This is a genomic window from Duganella sp. 1411 (genome assembly GCF_017833525.1).
In the GTDB taxonomy this organism is placed as follows: domain Bacteria; phylum Pseudomonadota; class Gammaproteobacteria; order Burkholderiales; family Burkholderiaceae_D; genus Rugamonas.
The window spans coordinates 840,995-860,630 of the sequence record NZ_JAFICD010000001.1; the positions used below are offsets into that span (position 1 = coordinate 840,995).

Sequence of the window (19,636 nt, forward strand, 5' to 3'; positions counted from 1 at the left end):
CGTCATTTGTACCAAGGCCGCGTGATCCGCAAAGGCCGCACATCGAGCCGCATGTCGAGCACCGTGTAGGCGTCCATCGTGGCCGAACTGTAGCCGGTGGTGTCGTCGTCGCGCGTCAGTTTGAACTCGAATCCGAGGTCCTGGCGCGGGTCCAGCGGCCCGGCCATGGCGATGCCGATCGCCTGCGTTTCGCTGTTGTCGACCAGCTTGGACATCAGGATCAGGATCGTATTGTGGCCCAGGACATCGGTGGAATACACCGGCTCCTTTAAATACGGCTTTTGCGGATCGACCTTGCCTTCGACCTTGTCGGCGGACGGCGTGTACTTGCGCGTCGCCAGATCGTAGACATCGTCGCGATCGAGGTAGCTCAAGCGCGCGTTGGACAGGTTGAAATCCTTGACCTGCTTGTCGACCGTGGCCCGCGACAGGTCGACCAGCAGCGCGCCCTGGTAGCCGACCACCTCCACCTTGCGCCGCCCGCTGATGATGACGGCGGAGTTCTCGTCGATGCCGATGCCCAGCTTATAGCCCTTTTTGAGCATCGCCGGCAGCATGCGCGCGAAGCGCCCGCGCGCCAGCAAATGCTGGTCGACGAAGATGTCGTCACCGATGAAACCCAGTCCGGCGGTCAGTTCGCGGCCGTTGACGCCCTCGCTCAAGGTGCCGAAGACGGTCTTGGCGTCGTAGAACATGGTGCTGCTCATGATGGCCGCGCCGGCGCTGGTGCCGGCGATGACGCCGCCGCGCCGGTAGACATCCCAGATCGCCTCCAGCACCGCCGTGCGGCTGCCGTCCGGGCGCACCAGCGCCTGCGTGATCAGGGCCTGGTCGCCGCCGGAGAAGTAGACGCCGCCGGCCTCGCGGATCGAGCGCGCGATGGCCTCGTCCTCGGCGTCGTGCTTGTAATCGCGGTCGGGCATGCGCACCGACAGCGGCACCACGAAGGCGTCCGCGCCGTATTTATTGAGGCCCGCCGCCAGGTAGGCGCCGGCCCGCGCCGGATTGGCCGAGGCGCTGGGCAGCACGGCGATGCGCGCGCCCGGCCCGCCGGCCAGCTGCACCATGCGCTGCCAGATCACCGCGTTATCGCCCCGCACCGCGCCGCCGGCGATCAGCAACGAGCCCCGGGGCGCCTGCTCCTGCGACTTGGCCGGCGCCGGCGCCGCTTCGGCCGCCCGCGACACCGGCGCCGCCGCCAGCAGCACCGGCACGATCAACGCCATCGGCACCTTCCACAGCCCCGGGGCCAGCCCCCGCACCACGTCCACTATCCGCACCATATTGTGTTTATCCAAAGTGATATTAATAGAAGGGTACCAAATTTATTGCCGGGGGTGAGTGTGAATTTGGTAATATGCATGGTTGCTTTTCTCAACTCGCGAGCATCGTGGATACTAAAAACAAACAAGGCAATGAACTGAAGCGCGGTTTGAAAAGCCGCCATATCCAGCTGATCGCGCTGGGCGGCGCCATCGGCACCGGACTTTTCCTCGGCATCGCGCAGACCATCCAGATGGCCGGGCCGTCGGTGCTGCTCGGCTACGGCGTGGCCGGCGTCATCGCCTTCTTCATCATGCGCCAGCTGGGCGAGATGGTGGTCGACGAACCGGTGGCCGGCTCGTTCAGCTACTTCGCCGACAAATACTGCGGCCACATGGCCGGCTTCCAGTCGGGCTGGAACTACTGGGTGCTGTATGTGCTGGTCAGCATGGCCGAGCTGACGGCGGTCGGCATCTACGTCCAGTTCTGGTGGCCGGGGATACCGACGTGGGTCTCGGCGCTGGCCTTCTTCGTCATCATCAACGGCATCAGCCTGGCCAACGTCAAGGCCTTCGGCGAGATGGAATTCTGGTTCTCCCTCATCAAGGTGACCGCCATCGTCGGCATGATCGGCTTCGGCGGCTATCTGCTGCTGTCCGGCGGCGCCGGGCCGGAGGCGGGCATCGCCAACCTGTGGCGCCACGGCGGCTTCTTCCCCAACGGCTTCGGCGGGCTGGCGATGGCCATGGCCGTCATCATGTTCTCGTTCGGCGGGCTGGAACTGATCGGCATCACCGCCGCCGAGGCGGACGACCCGGCGCGCACCATCCCCAAGGCGACCAACCAGGCGATCTACCGCATTTTGATCTTCTACATCGGCGCGCTGGGCATCCTGCTGTCGCTGTATCCGTGGCAGAAGGTGGTCACCGGCGGCAGCCCGTTCGTGCTGATCTTCCAGGCCCTCAACAGCAATGTGGTGGCCCACGTGCTCAACGCGGTGGTGCTGACGGCCGCGCTGTCGGTCTACAACAGCTGCGTCTACGCCAACACCCGCATGCTGTACGGCCTGGCCAAACAGGGCAACGCGCCGCGCGTGCTGCTGACGGTGAACCGGCGCGGCGTGCCGCTGGCGGCGCTGGGCGTGTCGGCGCTGGCGACCGGCGTCTGCGTGGCCGTCAACTACTTCATGCCCGGTAAGGCCTTCGGCTTCCTGATGGGGCTTGTGGTGTCGGCGCTGATCATCAACTGGGCCATGATCAGCTGGATCCACCTGCGCTTCCGCGCGCGCAAAAAGGCCGAGGGCCAGACCACGCTGTTCCGCAGCCTGGGCTACCCGCTGACCAACTACCTGTGCCTGGCCTTCCTGGCCGCCATCCTGGTGGTGATGTACCTGACGCCCGACCTGCGGCTGTCGGTCTACCTGATCCCCGTGTGGCTGCTCGCGCTCAGCGCCGGCTACTGGTTCCGCCAGCGCCGGCGATAACCCGCTCCCCCCGGGCGGGGTCGTACCCACCGGGTACGACCCCAAGCGGTAACGCCTGCATCCCGTTCAACGCGTTCGGGTTGACGGCAGGCGCTCCTACACGCCGCTACGCGGTATTCCTATCCCACCATGTTTGCCAAACGCGCACCATCTCCCGACGGGCGTCGCGGGAGGCCGCGCGCCTCGTGCTCAACCACACCAATGAGGAGTGACCCATATGTTTGCCCACAACAAAAGGCTGCAATATACGGTGCGCGTCGGCGAGTGCAATCCGGGCCTGGCCAACCTGATGCTGGAACAGTTCGGCGGCCCGCAAGGCGAGCTGGCCGCCGCCATGCGCTACTTCACGCAGGCGGTGGCCGAGGACGATCCCGGCCGGCGCGACATGCTGTACGACATCGCCACCGAGGAGCTCAGCCACCTCGAAGTGATCGGCAATATCGTCGTCATGCTCAACAAGGGTTCCAAGGCGGCGCTGGCCGAGGGCGTCGACCAGGCCGGTGAGCTGTACCGCAAGATCAACGGCGCCGGCAACGACAGCCACGTCACGCAGCTGCTGTACGGCGCCGGCGCGCCGCTGACCAACTCGGGCGGCGTGCCGTGGACGGCGGCCTATATCGACACCATCGGCGAGCCGACGGCCGACCTGCGCTCGAACATCGCCGCCGAGGCGCGCGCCAAGATCGTCTACGAGCGCCTGATCAATCTGACCGAGGACGCCGGCGTCAAGGAGGCGCTGGGCTTCCTGATGACGCGCGAGATCGCCCACCAGAAGTCGTTCGAGAAGGCGCTGTACGCGATCCAGCCCAACTTCCCGCCCGGGAAACTGCCCGGCCAGCCGGCCTTCACCAGCGTCTACTTCAACATGTCGCAGGGCGGGCCGGAGGTGCAGGGGCCGTGGAACGAAGGCGGCGACTGGAAAGTCGTCAACGACCGCGACCAGCAGATGGCGGTCGACGGCGGCGACGGCCTGGCCACGGTCCAGGTCACGGACGAGGAACGCACGCTGCTCGACCAGATGGCCGCGCGCACCATGTCCGACCCGGAGGCCGAGCCGCTGACCGGCGCCGAGCTGGGCATGGGCATCGGCCAGAACATCGTCGGCAAGAACGGCTCGTCGACGCATCCATGATCGTATGCACGCAAGAAGCGCAGTCCACGGCCCACAAGAAATGGGCCGTGCCGGATCGATGAGGTACTGATTATTAAGGCAGAAGTTTGATCAACAGGGGCCGGGCCGTGTCAGCGCAGCTCTTTAAGCCTGCGCCAGGTCGCCTTGTCGATCTCCACTACCGACCCATGGGACATTTTCAAACTCCCTGGCCTTCTGGTCGTAGAAAATCTCTGGAGCCCAACAGTGCCCGACATTGGGGACATTCGCCATTACCCCAAGCTTTCGCTGGGGTGCCCAGTGGACCAAGTCGGTTGACATGGAAAAGCCGATCTCCTTGCCCGTCCAACCAGTGGTCCACACCATCCGATACACGCCATCCGGTCCCCTCGTGGACCGAGGGATCACGCAGTATGTCACCACTGGCAGGTTTGATGATGCGCTGACCAACCACCTGTGCCTGGCCTTCCTGGCCGGCATCCTGGTGGTCATGTACCTGACGCCTGACCCGCGGCAGCGGAGAGATCCGCACTGATCCAGTCGACAAGCCCACTAAATCGCGAAAACAGCGAGCATCCTCCTAAATTCCGTGGCTCCAACCGGGCGGCCAAACAGGTACCCCTGGTAGTGCAGGCAGCCCAGCCGCGTCAGCATAAGACGCTGCTCCTCCGTCTCAACGCCCTCCGCGATGACGTCCAGTCCCAAGCTGCGCGCCATTGATATGATCGTCAGAACAATTGCCTGATCATTGGCGTCCTCGACCAGTTCGCGCACGAAGGACTGGTCGATCTTTAATTGACTCAACGGCAGTCGCTTCAGGTATTGCAATGATGAGAAACCGGTTCCGAAGTCATCCAGTGAAAAACTCACTCCGGACTGCCTGAGTGCTTGCATGTTGGCGATGGCGTGCTCTACATGATCGAGCAACACACTTTCGGTCAGTTCCAGCTTCAGTCGCGTTGGAGTGATGCCGTGCTCAGCTAACGTGTTACATACTTGCTCGCCGAAGTCGGCCTGGTGGAACTGCCGTGCGCTGACGTTGATCGCCAGCACCAACTCACGCGTAAGCGGGTCTTGCTCCCAATCGCGCAATTGAATGCACGCCTGCTTTAGCACCCATTGCCCCAGCGGCAAGATAAAGCCAGTTTCCTCGGCGAGTGGAATAAACTCGGCTGGAGAGAGGAAACTGCCATCCTCTTGGCGCCATCGCAATAACGCTTCGGCGCCGCACGGGCGGCCATCTTGACCAACCTGTACCTGATAGAAAAGCTCGAACTGTTCCAAGTCGAGCGCTTGGCGCAGGCGATATTTCAATCGTGCCCGCACCATAGCCGTGTCATGCATGCCTTGGTCGAAAAATCGCGAGCTATTTCCCCCGCCGTGTTTGGCTTGATACATGGCAATGTCCGCTTGCTTGAGCAGCTCCTCGAGCTGGCGTGGCGAGCGATCGTGAAACAGGGTCGCGCCGATACTTGCCGCGCTGTGAAAACAGTGCTCGCCCAACATGAAAGGCAGATTAATTGTTTCGAGTATCTTCGCGCACAATGTCTCGCTCTGCCGGACTGCGTCCGTTTCATCCGTACTCAATTCGTTCACCAGGACGACAAACTCATCGCCGCCAAGGCGGGCCACGGTATCCGACTGACGCAAGCATTTTTCGAGACGCCGTGCAACTTGCTGCAGTAATAGGTCGCCCATGTTATGGCCCAGCGTGTCGTTCAAGGTCTTGAAGTTGTCCAGGTCGATGAACATCAGCAGACTGTACCGGCCGCCGCGGGTCCGCGCCGCCAGCACCATGCTTAATCGATCCATCAGCAAACGCCGGTTAGGCAGTTGGGTGAGAGGATCATAAAATGCCAGGTACTTGATCTCGTCATTGGCGGCAGTGCTGATGGTAATGTCAGCGAACGAGGCGACGTAATGGCTGATCTCACCATCAGGACCCTTCACCGACGTGACGCTGAGACGCTGCGGATATATCTCGCCATTCTTGCGTCGGTTCCAGATCTCCCCGGCCCAGTACCCATGAACGTCGATATTTTCCCACATGGCCTTGTAGAACGCCGCATCATGATGTCCCGAGCTAAGTAGGCTTGGTAGCTGGCCAATGGCCTCCTCCGGGCCATATCCGGTAATGGAAGTGAAGGCTTGATTAACTCGTAGAATCTTGCGCTCTCCGTCTGTGACCATCATCCCGTCCGAGGATTCGAATGCGATGGCTGCGATGTGCAGATCCGCATCAGCAAGCCGGCGTGCCGTTATATCGGTATGAACAATGACCGCCCCGTTCCGTCCATGCTGAAGGGGCGTAACCATCATGCTGAACCAGCGCTGCTGCGAGGACGAATGGCAGGCGTACTCTTGGCTAAAACAAGGCGCCTCGCCGGCCAGCACAGCAGCGATATGGGTGGCCGCCATATGGGCTTGTTCGGCGCCGGCGCCACCCGAAGAACGGCACACATCAAGATAATTCCTACCAACGTCCGTCCCGCGTGCGACTGTTGGGTCGGCTTGATCTTGTTGGATCTCGCGCCAGGACGCGTTAACGGCGAGGATGATGCCGTCGGGCGCAACTACAGCGATCTGCTGGGGCAATGCATCCAGAACAGCGCAGTCAAAACTGTCGCCGACAGTACAATTGCCCGGCTTCTGCTCAAAACCACAAGCAGCCGTGAGCGAATCCGGAGCAGATTGTTCCGCGCGATAGATACACGAGAGATCTGTGCTTGATCGCTTTAAATCTGTGTCCACCCGCACATTATTACTAAGCTTTGGACCCACAGCAATTCCTCCTGGTTTAGCTCCGGCGCACTGGTTGATTTTGCTTTGCGGCCGCTAGTTACTGAAGAGTTCAGCATCATTTGATATGTTAGCCAGGCGCTCACGCGCGCGCGCACGACGGTATTTACTTACAGCCGCTACAAAATCCTGCAGCGTGAGCAGCACCTTGCCCCCTCTGGGCGAACGGTTCAGTCCCACCGGGCCCGCTCCCCCTACCCATATCTCTACGTGTTTCGGAACGATATTCCGCAACTCTTTCAGGTAGGGCAGAATGCGTCGCTTTGGATACGCTGCGCTGAAACAGAGGCAAACGATACCGGCGCGATAGTCGCTGACTGCATGCGGAATCTTTTCCAAAGGCGTCTGGGGCCCAAGTGAAATGCAGTGAGCGCCGTGCAAAGACGCGAGCGCGTCCGCCATCAATATTCCCAGCGTGTGCACACCGTCCCTTTTTTGAAGAAATGTCTAAGACAAAGTATGTTTTAATGATTTACAACATGCAAATAATATTTTCCTCAAACCTAGAAAAAAGCTCGAACCAGCAACAGTTAGCCGCCGCAATGATTTCGGCCATCACGTGACCTGAACGACAAAAAGGGCTCGCAGAGCCCTTTTTGTCGTTCAGGCCGCGCGGCGCGCGCCGCGGCCGTGTCTCAGCGCACCCGGCCGCGCCGCACCAGGTTGACGATCGCCAGCAGGATCAGCGCGCCGATGAACGACACCCCCAGCGACGCCAGGCTGAAGTCGTCCGAATTGATGGTGCCGGTGCCCAGCGCCGGCGCCAGCAGCCAACCGCCCAGCAGCGCCCCGACGATGCCGACGACGACATTTAATATCAGACCTTGCTGCGCGTCCGTCTTCATGACCAGGCTGGCGAGCCAGCCCAGAATGCCGCCTATGACTATCCACAGTATCAGATTCATCGCATCCCCCTTGTTGGAAATTGCCGGCCGGGCGGCCGGTCGAGTGATTATCCGAAGCCTGCGACAGCGCTGCTATCGGCTCGCGCGCCGCCCCCGCGTGGGACTGATCCTAGCCCGGATGTCGGGCCGGGTCCGGGTTTGGTTCCCCGCCCTCGCCCTGCCGCTGCCCCGTTCGCTTGTCGCCGCCCGGTTGCTGGCACACGAACGGGCGGGCGTCGGCCGGCAGGTCGACCGTCACCGTCGTGCCGCGTTCGGCGCTACTGTCGATCAGCACGCTGCCGCCGTGCGACTCGGCCACGTGCCGGACAAAAGGCAAGCCCAGCCCCCAGCCCTGCACGCCGTTTTGCGCATTGCGGTGAAACATCAGGAACACGTCGGCGATGCGGTCCTCGGGGATCGGCGTGCCCTCGTTGCAGACGGCGACGCTGACGCGCCCGGGCCGCTCGTGGCCGATGACGATGCGCAGCGGCCGCTCCGGGTCGCCGTACTTCCATGCGTTGCGCACCATGTTCTCCAGCGCCCGCTTCAACATGCGCCGGCACCAGTGGCCCGGCGGCGCGTCGCCTTGCAGCTCATAGGGGCCAGGGCGCGGCGGCGCGTCGCGCAGCACCTCCTCGGCCAATTCGCGCAAGCCGAAGCCGCTGATGTCGAGCGGCAGCGCGCGCGCGCTGTGCAGCGCCGCCGTGTCGAGCAGTTCGCGCACCATTTCATCGATGTAGTCGACGTTGGCGCGGATGCGGCCGGCCAGGCTGGCGGCCTGATCCGGATCGGGCCGGCGCGCCAGCAACGTGGCCGCCATGCCGATGGTGCTCAGCGGCGTGCGCAGGTCGTGCGCCAGCGTGGCCACGTAGCCCTGCCGCAGCCGCTCCTGCGTGGCGGTGTAGGCGGCGATCGCCTCGCGCACGGCGACGTCGACCGACTCGTGCACGCGCGCCAGCTGCGCCGGCGTCAACGCCACGTTTTCGCGCTCGACCATCCGCAGGAACACGCGCTTGAATATCTGGTACTCGGCGATCAGTTCGTGGGGCTGGTAGTTGGTCATGCGCGCGCGCTCGTCGCCGTGGGCGGAGGCGATGGTGGAGCCCTCGACGGCGTTGCGGCGCGGGTAGCCGGGCGTGAGCGCCTGCACCAGGTTGTCGTAGAACGTGGGCAGGGTGTTGATCAGTATCGGCGGCAGCAACTGGTTGGCGCGCTCGACGTCGGCCAGGATGGCCGCCGTCCATTCGCTCATCAGAGTGTCGCGCAGTGACAACAGCTGCCGCGCGAGCGGCGGCATGTCCTCTGCCCCGTCGTCGCGGTCGGAACCAATGGTCATCGCACCCTCTTCCCTGGCGGTTAAGTCGACGCCTCCATGCTAGCGCAAGTCGGCGCGCGGCGCCGCGCCGTTGGTGCCGGCGGCTCACACCCCGGGCAGCGGAAACAGGTCGGCGCCGTGGCGGGTGGCCTTGCGGATCTCGTCGAGCGCCACCTTGGGGCTGCGGTCGGCGTTGAGCAGGCCGTTGGTCTCCTGGAAAGTGTCGGTGAACTGCGTGTAGCAAAAGCCGCTGAACATGGTCGCCTCCGCCACCGCCTCGAGCAGCGCCCGGTACTGCGCCAGGAACGACTCGGCGTCGCACGCCCGCGAGTAGCCCCAGGTGCGCTGGCCGCTGGCCCGGGTGTCGTAGGCGATGCCGCCGAACTCGGTGAGCACGATCGGCTGGCCGCGGTGCGGAAAGCCGTCCAAGGTCAGGATGCGCCCGCCCGGGCGGCGCTGGTCGAACAAGGTGCGCACCGGGTCGGCCACCTCGTAGCGCTGGCGCAGCCGCACCGGATCGGCGTCGTAGTCGTGGATGCCGAGGATGTCGGTGGCCGAGGCCTCCCAGCCATCGTTGCCGATCACCGGCCGGGTCGAGTCGAGCATGCGCGTCAGGTGGTATAGCGCCTCGACGGCGTTGCGGTGCGCCTGCATCGAGGTCAGGTTCGGCACGCCCCACGACTCGTTGAACGGCACCCACACGATCACGCACGGATGGCTGTAGTCGCGCTCGATGGCCTCGGTCCATTCCTTGAGCAGGCGGGTGATCGCGCGCGCGCTGAAGGCGTAGGCCGACGGCATCTCGCCCCACACCAGCAGCCCGAGCCGGTCGGCCCAGTACAGGTAGCGCGGGTCCTCGATCTTCTGGTGCTTGCGCACGCCGTTGAAGCCCATTTCCTTGGCCAGCTCGACGTCGCGGCGCAACGCCTGGTCCGACGGCGCCGTCATCAGGGTGTCGGGCCAGTAGCCCTGGTCGAGCACCAGCCGCAGCGGATACGGCCGGCCGTTGAGCATGAAGCGGTCGCGGTTGATCGCCACCGAGCGCATCGCCGTGTACGAGCGCACCCGCTCGATCACCTGGTCGCCGTGGTACAAGGTCAGCTCGGCGTCGAGCAGCGTCGGGCTCTCCGGGCTCCACAGCAGGTCGTTGCGCGAATCGTCGATGCCGGGGTCCGACAGCACGATCTTGCGGGTGGCCTCCATGCCGACCATCAGGTAGCGGTCCGCCGCCAGCAGCGTGCCGTCGTGCGTCACGCGCACCTCGACCGACATGTCGGCGCGCGCGTCGCCGCCGGCCAGCACCTCGCAGCCGATCTCGAAGCCGTCGAACACCGGCGTCCAGCGCAGCGAGCGGATATAGGTGGCCGGCAGCGGTTCGAGCCAGACCCCGCGCCAGATGCCGGTGGTGCGCGGATACCAGATCGAGTGCGGCTCGAGCTGCCAGTCCTGCTTGCCGCGCGGCTTGGCCAGGTCGGCCGGATCGTCCTCGGCGCGCACCACCACCGTCTGCAGCGGGCCGGCGACCAGCACGTCGGTGATGTCGGCGCAGAACGGCGTGTGCCCGCCCTCGTGCTCGGCCACCAGCATGCCGTTGACCCAGACCCGCGCGTGGTAGTCGACCGCGCCGAAGTGCAGCAGCGTGCGCGGCGCGCGCCACGGCAGCGCGAAGCGGCGCCGGTACCAGCAGACGCTGTGGAAGGATGGGTCGCCGATGCCGCTGGCGGCGGACTCGGGGGCGAACGGCACGTTGATGCGGCGGGTCCATTCGACGTCGTCGCCGCCACTGCCGTAGCGGCGCTCGGCGTCGAAGGCGAACTCCCATTCGCCGTCCAGCGATTGCCACTCGTCGCGCACCAGTTGCGGGCGCGGATATTCAAACAGACGCTCAGTCAGACTCATGCAACTCCCCGCGTGTCAAGGACGACGGCGCCGTCGTCAAATACCCTTCATGCTACCCATTTCGCCACCGCTGCGGCGTTCAATTCCGAGCGGAATTGAACTGAAAAATGCGCAAATCGTTGATAGGATTGCTTTACATTTTTTCAAACGCCGCCTTTTGCCGCAAGGCCCGCTTCAATTCATCGATCAGGGGAACCGCCATGCCGAGCACCGCGCCCACCATCATCGTCTTCAGCCACCTGCGCTGGGATTTCGTCTTTCAGCGGCCTCAGCAGATCATGTCCCGGCTGGCCCAGCACTACCGCATCCTGTTCGTCGAAGAGCCGGCGCGGCGCGACGGGGCCGGCGCGCTGCTGTGCTCGAGCCCGGCACCCAACGTGACGGTGTGCCGGCCGCACACGCCGCTGGCCTCAGTCGGCTTCCACGACGACCAGATCGCGCTATTAAGGCCGCTGCTCGCCGACCTCGCGCCCCCCGGCGACGATCCCATCGTCTGGTTCTACACGCCGATGGCGCTGCCGCTGCTGCAACCGCTGCACCCGCGCCTGGTGGTGTACGACTGCATGGACGAGCTGTCGGGGTTCCGCAACCCGCCGCGCCAGCTGCTGCAGCGCGAGACGGCGCTGCTCAAGATCGCCGACCTGGTCTTCACCGGCGGCCCCAGCCTGTACGAGGCCAAGCGCGGCCGCCACGGCAACGTCCATTGCCTGCCCAGCAGCGTCGACGCCGCCCACTTCCGGCGCGCGCTCGACCGCGCCGACGGCCACGCGGCCCAGGCCGAGATCGCGCACCCGAGGCTGGGCTACTACGGCGTCATCGACGAGCGTTTCGACGCCGCCCTGCTGGCCGCGCTGGCCGACGCCCATCCGGAGTGGCAATTGGTGATGGTGGGGCCGGTCGTCAAGATCGACCCGGCCTCGCTGCCGCACCGGCCGAACATCCACTACCTCGGCCAGCAATCCTACGAGGCGCTGCCGCGCTTCCTGGCCGGCTGGGACGTGTGCCTGCTGCCGTTCGCGCTCAACGCGGCCACCCGCTACACCAGCCCGACCAAGGTGCTGGAATACATGGCGGCCGAACTGCCGATCGTCAGCACGCCGATCGCCGACGTCGCCGGCCCCTACGGCGGCGTGGTCGCCGTCGCCGGCGGCCACGCGGACTTCATCGCCGCCTGCGCCGCGGCGCTGGCGCGCACGCCCGGTCAAGCCGCCGCCACGGCGCGGCGCATGCGCGAGATCGTCGCCGGCACCTCGTGGAACGCCACCGCCGAGCGCATGCACGCGCTGATCGGCGGCGCGGCGCACGCGCCCCCGGCCGCGGCGGAACTCGGCCCGGCCGGCGGCGGGGCCGAGCCGGCCACGCGGGGCGGCGCCAGCGTCAACCCGATGCGCGGCGCCGCGCCGGCCGACTGCGTCATCATCGGCGCCGGACCCACCGGGCTGTCGGCCGCCTACCACCTGGGCCGGCTGGGCGGCGGCGCGGTGCTGGTCGAGCGCAACGCGGCGGTCGGCGGCTGGTGCCGCTCGATCACGGACCGTGGCTTCACATTCGACTACGCCGGCCACATCATGTTCTCCAACGATCCCTATGTGCTCAAGCTGTACGACACCCTGCTCGGCGACAACCAGCACTGGCAAATGCGCGAGGCCTGGATCTACAGCAAGCGGGTGTACACGCGCTATCCATTCCAGGGGGCGCTGTACGGGCTGCCGCCGGAAGTGGTCAAGGAATGCATCCTCGGCGCCGTCGAAGCGCGGCGCGGCGAGCGGCGCGTCGACGGGGCGGGCGCGGACGTGGCCGACTGCTGCGCCGACGGCACGGCCGACGTCGCCCAGGCTGCCGGTTGCGCGGCGGGCGCGGAACCACGCAACTTCGAGGAGTTCATCCACCAGGTCTGGGGCGCCGGCATCGCGCGCCATTTCGCCATCCCCTACAACCGCAAGCTGTGGACGGTGCCGCTGAGCGAGATGGACACGTCCTGGCTGGGCGGCCGCGTGCCGCTGCCGGACCTGGGCGAGATCATCGAAGGCGCGCTGCGGCCGGTCGCCAAGCCGATGGGCCCGAACGCCCGCTTCGGCTACCCGCGGCGCGGCGGCTTCCAGGCCCTGATGAACGGCTTCCTGCCGCATATCCGCGGCAAGATCGAATTGAACGCGTCGGCCGTCTCGCTGCTGCCGCAGGAACACGCGGTGGTGCTGGCCGACGGCCGCCGGCTGCGCTACGGACAGTTAATCAGCACCATGCCGCTGCCGGAGCTGGTGCGGCTGATCGGCAGCGCCGCGCCGCCCGACGTGCGGCAGGCGGCGGCCGGGCTGCGCCACGTCTCGATCCGCTGCGTCAACTTCGGCGTGGCCCGCGCGCACGTCACGGACAAGCACTGGATCTACTACCCGGAGGACACCATCTTCCACCGCATCTTCGTCCAGGGCAACGCCAGCCCCGAATGCAACGCGCCCGGCGGCTTCGGCTTCACGTGCGAGATTTCATACTCGCCGCACAAGCCGTTGCCGCTCGATGGCGACGCGCTGGTCGCCCGCTGCGTCGACGATTGCGTGCGCACCGGTTTCCTGTCGGCGGACGACCGCGTCATCGCGGCCAACCTGGTCGACATGCCGTATGCCTACGTCGTCTACGACCACGCCCGCGCGCACAATGTCGCCCTGATACGCGACTGGATGGCGCGCCACGACATCGTGCTGGCGGGCCGTTACAGCGAATGGGAATACTACAACTCGGACCACGCCTTCCTCGCCGGCAAAAAAGCCGCCGAAACGGTGCTGGCGAAATGCGCCCAACTGGCTAAAAAAGCAAGATCCTGACTGCCTCGGAGGCCGTTCCGTATCGGCCCGGCATCGAAAACATGGCATCATGGGCCGACCTCGACTCTTGATGGATGTTAAGCATGCCAAACGGCAACTACCGTAGAGTGGTGATGCGCGAGGCCGGCCGACACCCGGCGACGATCGCGCGTCCCCCAACACGGAGCGCCACATGCCGCAATTTCGGCGCGCGCAGCGCGATCGAATCGCAGATGGCGGAAGACCTGGAAGCGCTGGTTTTCGTGCGCATTCCGCAGTTCCCCTCCTCGCGCGCCTACGGCTACGACCCGGTGCTGTCGCTGAGCGAATACCAGAAGCGCGCGCCGGCCAACCGCGCCGATTGGAAGATCGTGCCGGTGGGGCCGCGCGACTTTCCCGCGTCGATGAAAAACCCGCTGGCGCCGAAGGAGAAGAGTCCTCAATCGGTGACCGCCACGTACGTTTGGGCGGCGGGCGCGCTTTGCCTGACGGGTAGCGTCTTCATGGCGTGGAAAAGACGGCGGCAAAAGGTTCGATCGCGAACAGACGTATGATCGGCGGCGTGCCATACTCGCGACACGTTAACTATATAGTCCGAGCCATGACCCCCACCGCCCCCACGCATGCCAAACCGCTGCAGCTGCCCGCGCTAGCCGGATGGCTGCTATTGACGTTCGCCTTCGCCGCGATCGGCGCGTATGCGTCGGCGTCGGCGGGCGAGTTCTACATGCGGCTGGACCGGCCATCATGGGCGCCGCCGGCATGGCTGTTCGGCCCCGCGTGGAGCGTGCTGTATCTCCTGATGGGCATCGCCGCCTGGCGGGTGCAGCGCACGTCGGCCGAAGGCAGCGTGCGCCCGGAGCTGACGCTATACGTGGTTCAACTAGCGCTGAACGCCTTATGGACATGGATGTTTTTCGCCTGGCGCCAAGGGGCATGGGCGTTCGTCGAAATCCTCGTGCTATGGCTGGCAATCGCCGCCACGATCCGCGCCTTCGGACGCCGCGACAGGATCGCCGGGGCGCTGCTCATACCCTATATTGTGTGGGTCAGCTACGCCACGGCGCTGTGCTACAGCATCTGGCAGCGCAACCCATCGGTATTAGCGTAAGTTAAAAAAAGCACACCGAGGAAACACGTAGGGCGGATTAGCCGAAGGCGTAATCCGCCAAGAGCCGCCAAGACGCAAAAAAATTCCCGAACAAAACACCGACTGCGACATTCTTTAATCGTTTGCGCTCACGCAATCGCGTTATGCGGCACGAAGCTAGGCTAAGTGATTCTCCGAGGAGGACACACATGCCCGACTACAAGCGCATTTACATCGAAGGCGGCACGTACTTCTTCACGTTAGCGACGGCGCAACGCGCACCGCGCTTCGCCGAGCCAGAGACAAGGTTGATACTGCGTACCGCCATAAAAAAGGTCCGATCCCGGCACCCCTTCGAGATTGTCGGGATGGTGATCCTGCCCGACCATTTGCACGCCCTATGGCGCCTACCGGCCGGCGACAGCGACTTCTCGCTCCGTTGGCGCCTGATCAAAACGCACATGACCCGCTATGCCGGGCGAGGCCGCAGGCTTTGGCAGAATAGATTTTGGGAGCACGCCGTTCGCGATGAACGCGATCTCTCCCACCATTTAGACTACTTGCACTGGAATCCGATGAAACACGGCCTCGTAACACGTGTTCAGGACTGGCCGTGGTCAAGTTTTCATCGTTACGTTGCCGCCGGGGTTTATCCTATTGATTGGTGTGGGTCGCGTGAGTTGGCGGATTACGCCTTCGGCTAATCCGCCCTACGTGTTTCCGTGGTTGTGAGTCTCCGTGGTCCTCGGTGCGGTCGGCATTTCCACGCGCCCTCCCGTCGTGATACGATCTCCCAAAAAGCCACGAAGGAGACGCATGAAGCACCAATTCCTGGCCATCGACGAGGGCCACCAGAAGCTGTCGCTGATCGATACCGCCAACCCGCGCTACGGCTGGACGCGCAGCCTGGCCGACTTCCCCGCCGCCCGCGATATGCAGCGCATCGGCCCTAACCTCGCCCTGATCGGTTTCGAACGCGGCTTCTTCGAACTCTCGATCTCCTCCGGCGAGGTCCTCACCACCTGCGACCGCTGGAACAACGTGACGGCCGCCCGCCGCCTGGTCAACGGCGCCACCCTGGTCACCGGCGCGAACCTCGATGGCTCCGGCGGCATCAACGTGCTGACGCTCGACCGCGAATACCGCCAGGTCTCCACCGTCCGCCGAGACGGCGACTACGTGCGCCTGATGCGCATCACCGATCTTGGCACCTATCTGTTCTGCATGAACGACCACATTCTGGAAACCGATACCTCGCTGATTTCGCTGAACGCGATGCGCGCGCCCGGCTTCGAACACGCGTGGAAAGCCGAACGCATGGACGACGGCACCACGCTGGTGTCGGCCGGCTACGGCGCCTTCATGGCGCGCTTCGACCGGCGCGGCAACCTGGCGTCGACCTTCGGCGCCGCCGGCACCGTGCCCGACGAAGTCGCGCCATTTGTCTACGCGACGTTCCAGGTGCTCGACGATGGCCGCGTCATGGTCGCCAACTGGCAGGGCCACGGCCCCGAAAACGGCCACAAGGGCCGCCAGCTGCTGGAGTTCAGCCCGGCCGGCAAGCTGCTGGACAGCTGGTCCGACCGGCAGCGGATCTCGTCGCTGCAGGGCATCCTGATACTGTGAGCGGTCACCCCACGCGCCGCACCTCGAAGCGCTCGATCTTCTGGCGCGATTGCGTGGTGCGGAAGCCGAAGTAACCGCCGCCCGCCAGCGGCCCCGGCGCCGAGAAGAACTCGCGGTCATCGACATACAGGCGCGTGCCCCGGCCATCGACCACGATGCGGATGCGGTACGGATGATTGGACTTGAGCAGATACTCCGGCGCCAGATATTCCTGCAGCAGCTTGCGCTCCCCGCTGCCGTCGTAATAGCGGAAGCGCGACGTGGTGTTCGTATTGCCACCGATGCCGGCGTAGAACATCGGCACCTTGTCGTATTCCTCCAGCTTGCCCGAGCGGCGGAACGGGTCGGGAGCCTCGCCGTCCGCCAGTTGCGCCTCCCAGAAGAAGTTCAGGTCCGAAAGCCGCTCGTGCGGTTTGCCCTCGGCCAGCACCGTGCGCGTGAAACTGATCTCGTAGTGGCCGATCAACTGCCTGCGCAGCCAGACCGTCAGGCCACGGCTGGCGTCCAGCACCAGCGCGCGCGCCACCGCCTGCGCGGCCTTGCCGGCGTCGCCGGCCTCCGCCTCCACCGCCCACGCCCGCGGATCGAAACGCTGGAAATCATCCTTGTAGACGGTCGCGCTGGCGGCGTCGAGCGCCATCATACCCAGCGCCCCAAGCCCCCATTGCGCCATCGAGTTGGTCGAGATCGCAGGCGCCTCCTCCACCTCCGTCAGCACGGCGGGCGGCTTCACGCGGCGCGACACCAGGTCCTTGTCGACCAGCCCCGCACGTCCCTCGCGGAACTGCGCCCACGCGCGCTTCAGCATGGCGCGGTCCTGCCACTGGAACGCCGCGTAGGCCAGCAAACGCGCATGGCCTTGCCCCAAATTGAGCTTGCCCAGATCCTGGCCCAATTCCGCCTTCTGCTCCTTGCCGCTGGCGTTGTACAAACGGCAGTAGCGCAGCCAGGCGTCGCGGAAGGCCGGCTGCGGCACGGTGCGTATCAATTCGCTGCAGATCTCCGGCAGTCCGAACACCGCGCTGAGATGCGACACGCTGACCTTCTTCTGGCGATCGACGACGTACGCGCCGGTGCGCAAGTCCATCACGCCGCCGCCGGCCAGGAAGCCCAGAGGCTGCGCGGCGATGCTCGCCATGCTGGCCAGCAGCTTGTCGCGGTAGCGCGGCTGGCCGGTGCGCTCCCATTCGGTGAACCAGGCCGCCGCCACCGCACCCCAGTCGGTGCCGAAAGCGACGCTGGCATAATTTATCGGATCATCCGCCGGCGCGGCCTGGCCAATCTTGCGGCCCGGGACCACGGTGCGCAGCCGCTCGACCGCGTCCACCTGCTCGCGCAGCAGATCGCCGATCCGCTCGTCGGCCGTCAGGTAGTACATGAAACGACGGTTGACGGCGGTCGAGATGCGCAGCTGCTTGGCGCTGTCGCCCCAATGCTGGACGCTGTGGCGCGAGCCGAGCGGCGCGAACGGGCCGATATGGTGGACATCGACCTCGCCGGTGTGGCGCGTCATCGCCTCGGCCATGCGAAACACGTCGGCGCGGCCGCTATGCAGGAAGTAATGCCACAGCCAGATATCCGTGCTCAGTTCCGAGTTGTCCCACGCGTAGCCGCCGACGTCGTAGCGCCAGACGTGGCGCTGATCGTCGTAGGTGTGCATCACATCGCCGTAGTTCCAGAAGCCGTACCATTTTCGGTACTCGACCTGGTTGCGGTAAAAGTCGAAACTCCACGCCAGTTGTTTTTGCAGCTTGGCCGCCTCCGGCGAAGTCCGTTGGGGCGCGGGACTCCAGTATTCGCTGAACACGTTGGCCCGATACAGGCGCGCGGGCGTGGCCAGCAACTGGGGCGGCGACTGGATGCGGCGGCTGATCGCCACCAGCGCCTCGGCCGCCGGCGTGGCCTGCAGCAGCTGCCATTCCAGCTCGCTGGTGCGGGCCACGCCGTATGGGGTGCCGAATTCGGGTTGGTAGTCTTCGTAGGTGATGTCGAGCGCCGCGCGCTGCTTCTCGAACGTGTCCTCGCCCATGCCGTCATGATAGAAGCGCAGGTCCATCGCCGGCGCCTGGGGCGCCCACAGCCACATCGTGACGGTGGCGAGCGACGTTTCAGCGTCGCTGATGTCGATCTGGCCCGGATAGCTTTGCCAGAAATTGCGCACGCCGAACGCGACGCCGCCGTCCGGCGTGCCGACATAGCCGGTACCCGTGGCGCGCGCGCCGCTGGCCGCGTGTATCCAGCCCTGCCCGGCCTTGGTGCGCTTGCTGATCGAGAAGCCGTCCGGGTGCGACTGCAGCAACGTGTAGTGGCCAAAGGCCGGAATGTATGGCAATCCCTTGGTCACCGCCACGGGTAGGTCGTCGGGCGGCACCGCGCGGCCGGACAGTTGGGCGTCGTGGACGGCCTGGCCAGCGTCGCGACGCAAGCCGGTCAGGCCGCGCACCGCCTCGCCGAACACACCGCCATTGTCGCCGACGAAGCGGATATGCCGGTCGTGCAGCGGGCCGGCCAAGGGGACGCCGAAGCGCAGGCCGACGCCGCGAATATATACCTTGGCCGGTTCGGCGTCATACACCAGCGTGTGGACCAGGCGGACCGTGTCGGAATTTTTGTAGAAGTACAAACGAACCACGAACGGCAGCAGCCTGGCGCCGTCCGCGTGCCGGTGGCTGCCGTCGACACGGACCACCGCGCGCAGCGGGCCATTCTGCTCCAGCGTCACCTTGTCGACGACGCCGTCGAACGAGCGGCGCGCGGTGCCCGCCGACTCGTCATCGATGCCGTCGTCCACCAGCAGCACCAACCGGCCGTCGCGCAGCAGCGGCTTGCCCGATCGCTTCATCGCCGTCACCAGCACCGCACCGCCGCGCGGCAGCGCGCATTGCAGCACGCCGGTATCGATGTCGATGCCGGCGGAATTGTCCTTTGCCAGCGGAGGACCCGGCACATCGACGCTGGATGCGTCGGCGCCGGCCAACGGCTGCAGCGTGTAGCCGGCTTCCGGCTTGCCGCCGCCAGCGTCCGGCGGCAGCGCGTGTGCCGACCATTTGAGGGTGCCGTCCGGCCAATACGCCAGCGGCCAGGATTGCACTGGCTTGACTCCACCGGCCGCCGCGCGCAACTCGAACGCCGCATTGCGGGGCACGCGCCCCTGCGGCCATGGCACGCCCCAGGTGGCGCCGCTGAAACTGGCCGGCGCGCCTTCGAGCCAGTGCAACGCCGTCTCGCCGTCCGTCGCGCCGCCGCCGGAAACCGCGCGCTCCGCCGCCAACGCCTGGCGCAGCGGCGCGTCGGCCAACGCGGCGACGCCGCCCGTCAGCAAAGACGCCAGTTTAAGAAATTGACGCCGTTCCAGTGATCCGCTCATT

15 protein-coding genes are annotated in these 19,636 nt (G+C 65.4%); 8 read left to right on the forward strand and 7 right to left on the reverse strand.

Features of this window, described 5'->3' with window-relative positions; translation table 11 throughout:
• Positions 1-2: 2 nt before the first annotated feature.
• On the reverse strand, positions 3-1,283 hold the full coding sequence (locus JOD97_RS03290) for a cyanophycinase (protein WP_229264168.1): 1,281 nt from the start codon (positions 1,281-1,283) through the stop codon (positions 3-5).
• Between the two features lie 107 nt (positions 1,284-1,390).
• On the opposite strand from JOD97_RS03290, the gene JOD97_RS03295 reads away from it, so the two are divergent.
• The 3 genes from JOD97_RS03295 (at position 1,391) to JOD97_RS03305 (ending at position 4,392) form a co-directional block, all read left to right on the forward strand.
• Positions 1,391-2,746, forward strand: coding sequence for an amino acid permease (locus JOD97_RS03295; RefSeq protein WP_373999775.1), 1,356 nt, complete (start codon positions 1,391-1,393; stop codon positions 2,744-2,746).
• Between the two features lie 217 nt (positions 2,747-2,963).
• Entirely contained in the window at positions 2,964-3,878 is a 915-nt protein-coding gene (locus tag JOD97_RS03300) for a manganese catalase family protein (protein WP_209713245.1), read from the forward strand.
• Positions 3,879-4,176: 298 nt separating this feature from the next.
• On the forward strand, positions 4,177-4,392 hold the full coding sequence (locus JOD97_RS03305; RefSeq protein WP_209713247.1) for a hypothetical protein: 216 nt from the start codon (positions 4,177-4,179) through the stop codon (positions 4,390-4,392).
• A 17-nt stretch (positions 4,393-4,409) separates the two neighbouring features.
• Here JOD97_RS03305 and JOD97_RS03310 read toward each other — a convergent pair whose 3' ends face one another.
• The 5 genes from JOD97_RS03310 to JOD97_RS03330 all read right to left on the reverse strand — a co-directional run bounded on the left by JOD97_RS03310 (position 4,410) and on the right by JOD97_RS03330 (position 10,754).
• A complete protein-coding gene (locus JOD97_RS03310) occupies positions 4,410-6,638 on the reverse strand; it encodes a putative bifunctional diguanylate cyclase/phosphodiesterase (protein ID WP_373999776.1) in 2,229 nt (742 codons plus the stop codon).
• A gap of 54 nt (positions 6,639-6,692) precedes the next feature.
• Positions 6,693-7,058: a hypothetical protein gene (locus JOD97_RS03315; protein WP_209713249.1), complete on the reverse strand. Its 366-nt coding sequence runs from the start codon at positions 7,056-7,058 to the stop codon at positions 6,693-6,695.
• A gap of 233 nt (positions 7,059-7,291) precedes the next feature.
• Complete coding sequence (locus tag JOD97_RS03320) at positions 7,292-7,561, reverse strand: GlsB/YeaQ/YmgE family stress response membrane protein (RefSeq protein ID WP_209713251.1); 270 nt, start codon at positions 7,559-7,561, stop codon at positions 7,292-7,294.
• A gap of 109 nt (positions 7,562-7,670) precedes the next feature.
• The gene (locus tag JOD97_RS03325; protein ID WP_209713253.1) at positions 7,671-8,876 is read right to left on the reverse strand and encodes a sensor histidine kinase KdpD; all 1,206 of its coding nucleotides are present in this window, start codon (positions 8,874-8,876) and stop codon (positions 7,671-7,673) included.
• An 84-nt stretch (positions 8,877-8,960) separates the two neighbouring features.
• Positions 8,961-10,754 (reverse strand): glycoside hydrolase family 2 protein, encoded by a 1,794-nt coding sequence (locus JOD97_RS03330; protein ID WP_209713255.1) that lies wholly within the window; start codon positions 10,752-10,754, stop codon positions 8,961-8,963.
• 200 nt (positions 10,755-10,954) lie between these two features.
• Between JOD97_RS03330 and JOD97_RS03335 the strand changes: the two genes are divergently transcribed.
• The 5 genes from JOD97_RS03335 (at position 10,955) to JOD97_RS03355 (ending at position 16,268) form a co-directional block, all read left to right on the forward strand.
• Positions 10,955-13,573 (forward strand): NAD(P)-binding protein, encoded by a 2,619-nt coding sequence (locus JOD97_RS03335; RefSeq protein WP_209713257.1) that lies wholly within the window; start codon positions 10,955-10,957, stop codon positions 13,571-13,573.
• Positions 13,574-13,656: 83 nt separating this feature from the next.
• On the forward strand, positions 13,657-14,106 hold the full coding sequence (locus tag JOD97_RS03340) for a hypothetical protein (RefSeq protein ID WP_209713259.1): 450 nt from the start codon (positions 13,657-13,659) through the stop codon (positions 14,104-14,106).
• 47 nt (positions 14,107-14,153) lie between these two features.
• Positions 14,154-14,663, forward strand: coding sequence for a TspO/MBR family protein (locus JOD97_RS03345; protein ID WP_209713261.1), 510 nt, complete (start codon positions 14,154-14,156; stop codon positions 14,661-14,663).
• Positions 14,664-14,851: 188 nt separating this feature from the next.
• Entirely contained in the window at positions 14,852-15,346 is a 495-nt protein-coding gene (locus JOD97_RS03350) for a transposase (RefSeq protein WP_209713263.1), read from the forward strand.
• A 112-nt stretch (positions 15,347-15,458) separates the two neighbouring features.
• The gene (locus tag JOD97_RS03355; protein ID WP_209713265.1) at positions 15,459-16,268 is read left to right on the forward strand and encodes a hypothetical protein; all 810 of its coding nucleotides are present in this window, start codon (positions 15,459-15,461) and stop codon (positions 16,266-16,268) included.
• Positions 16,269-16,272: 4 nt separating this feature from the next.
• Here JOD97_RS03355 and JOD97_RS03360 read toward each other — a convergent pair whose 3' ends face one another.
• A complete protein-coding gene (locus JOD97_RS03360) occupies positions 16,273-19,635 on the reverse strand; it encodes a DUF6250 domain-containing protein (protein WP_209713267.1) in 3,363 nt (1,120 codons plus the stop codon).
• Position 19,636: the final 1 nt, after the last annotated feature.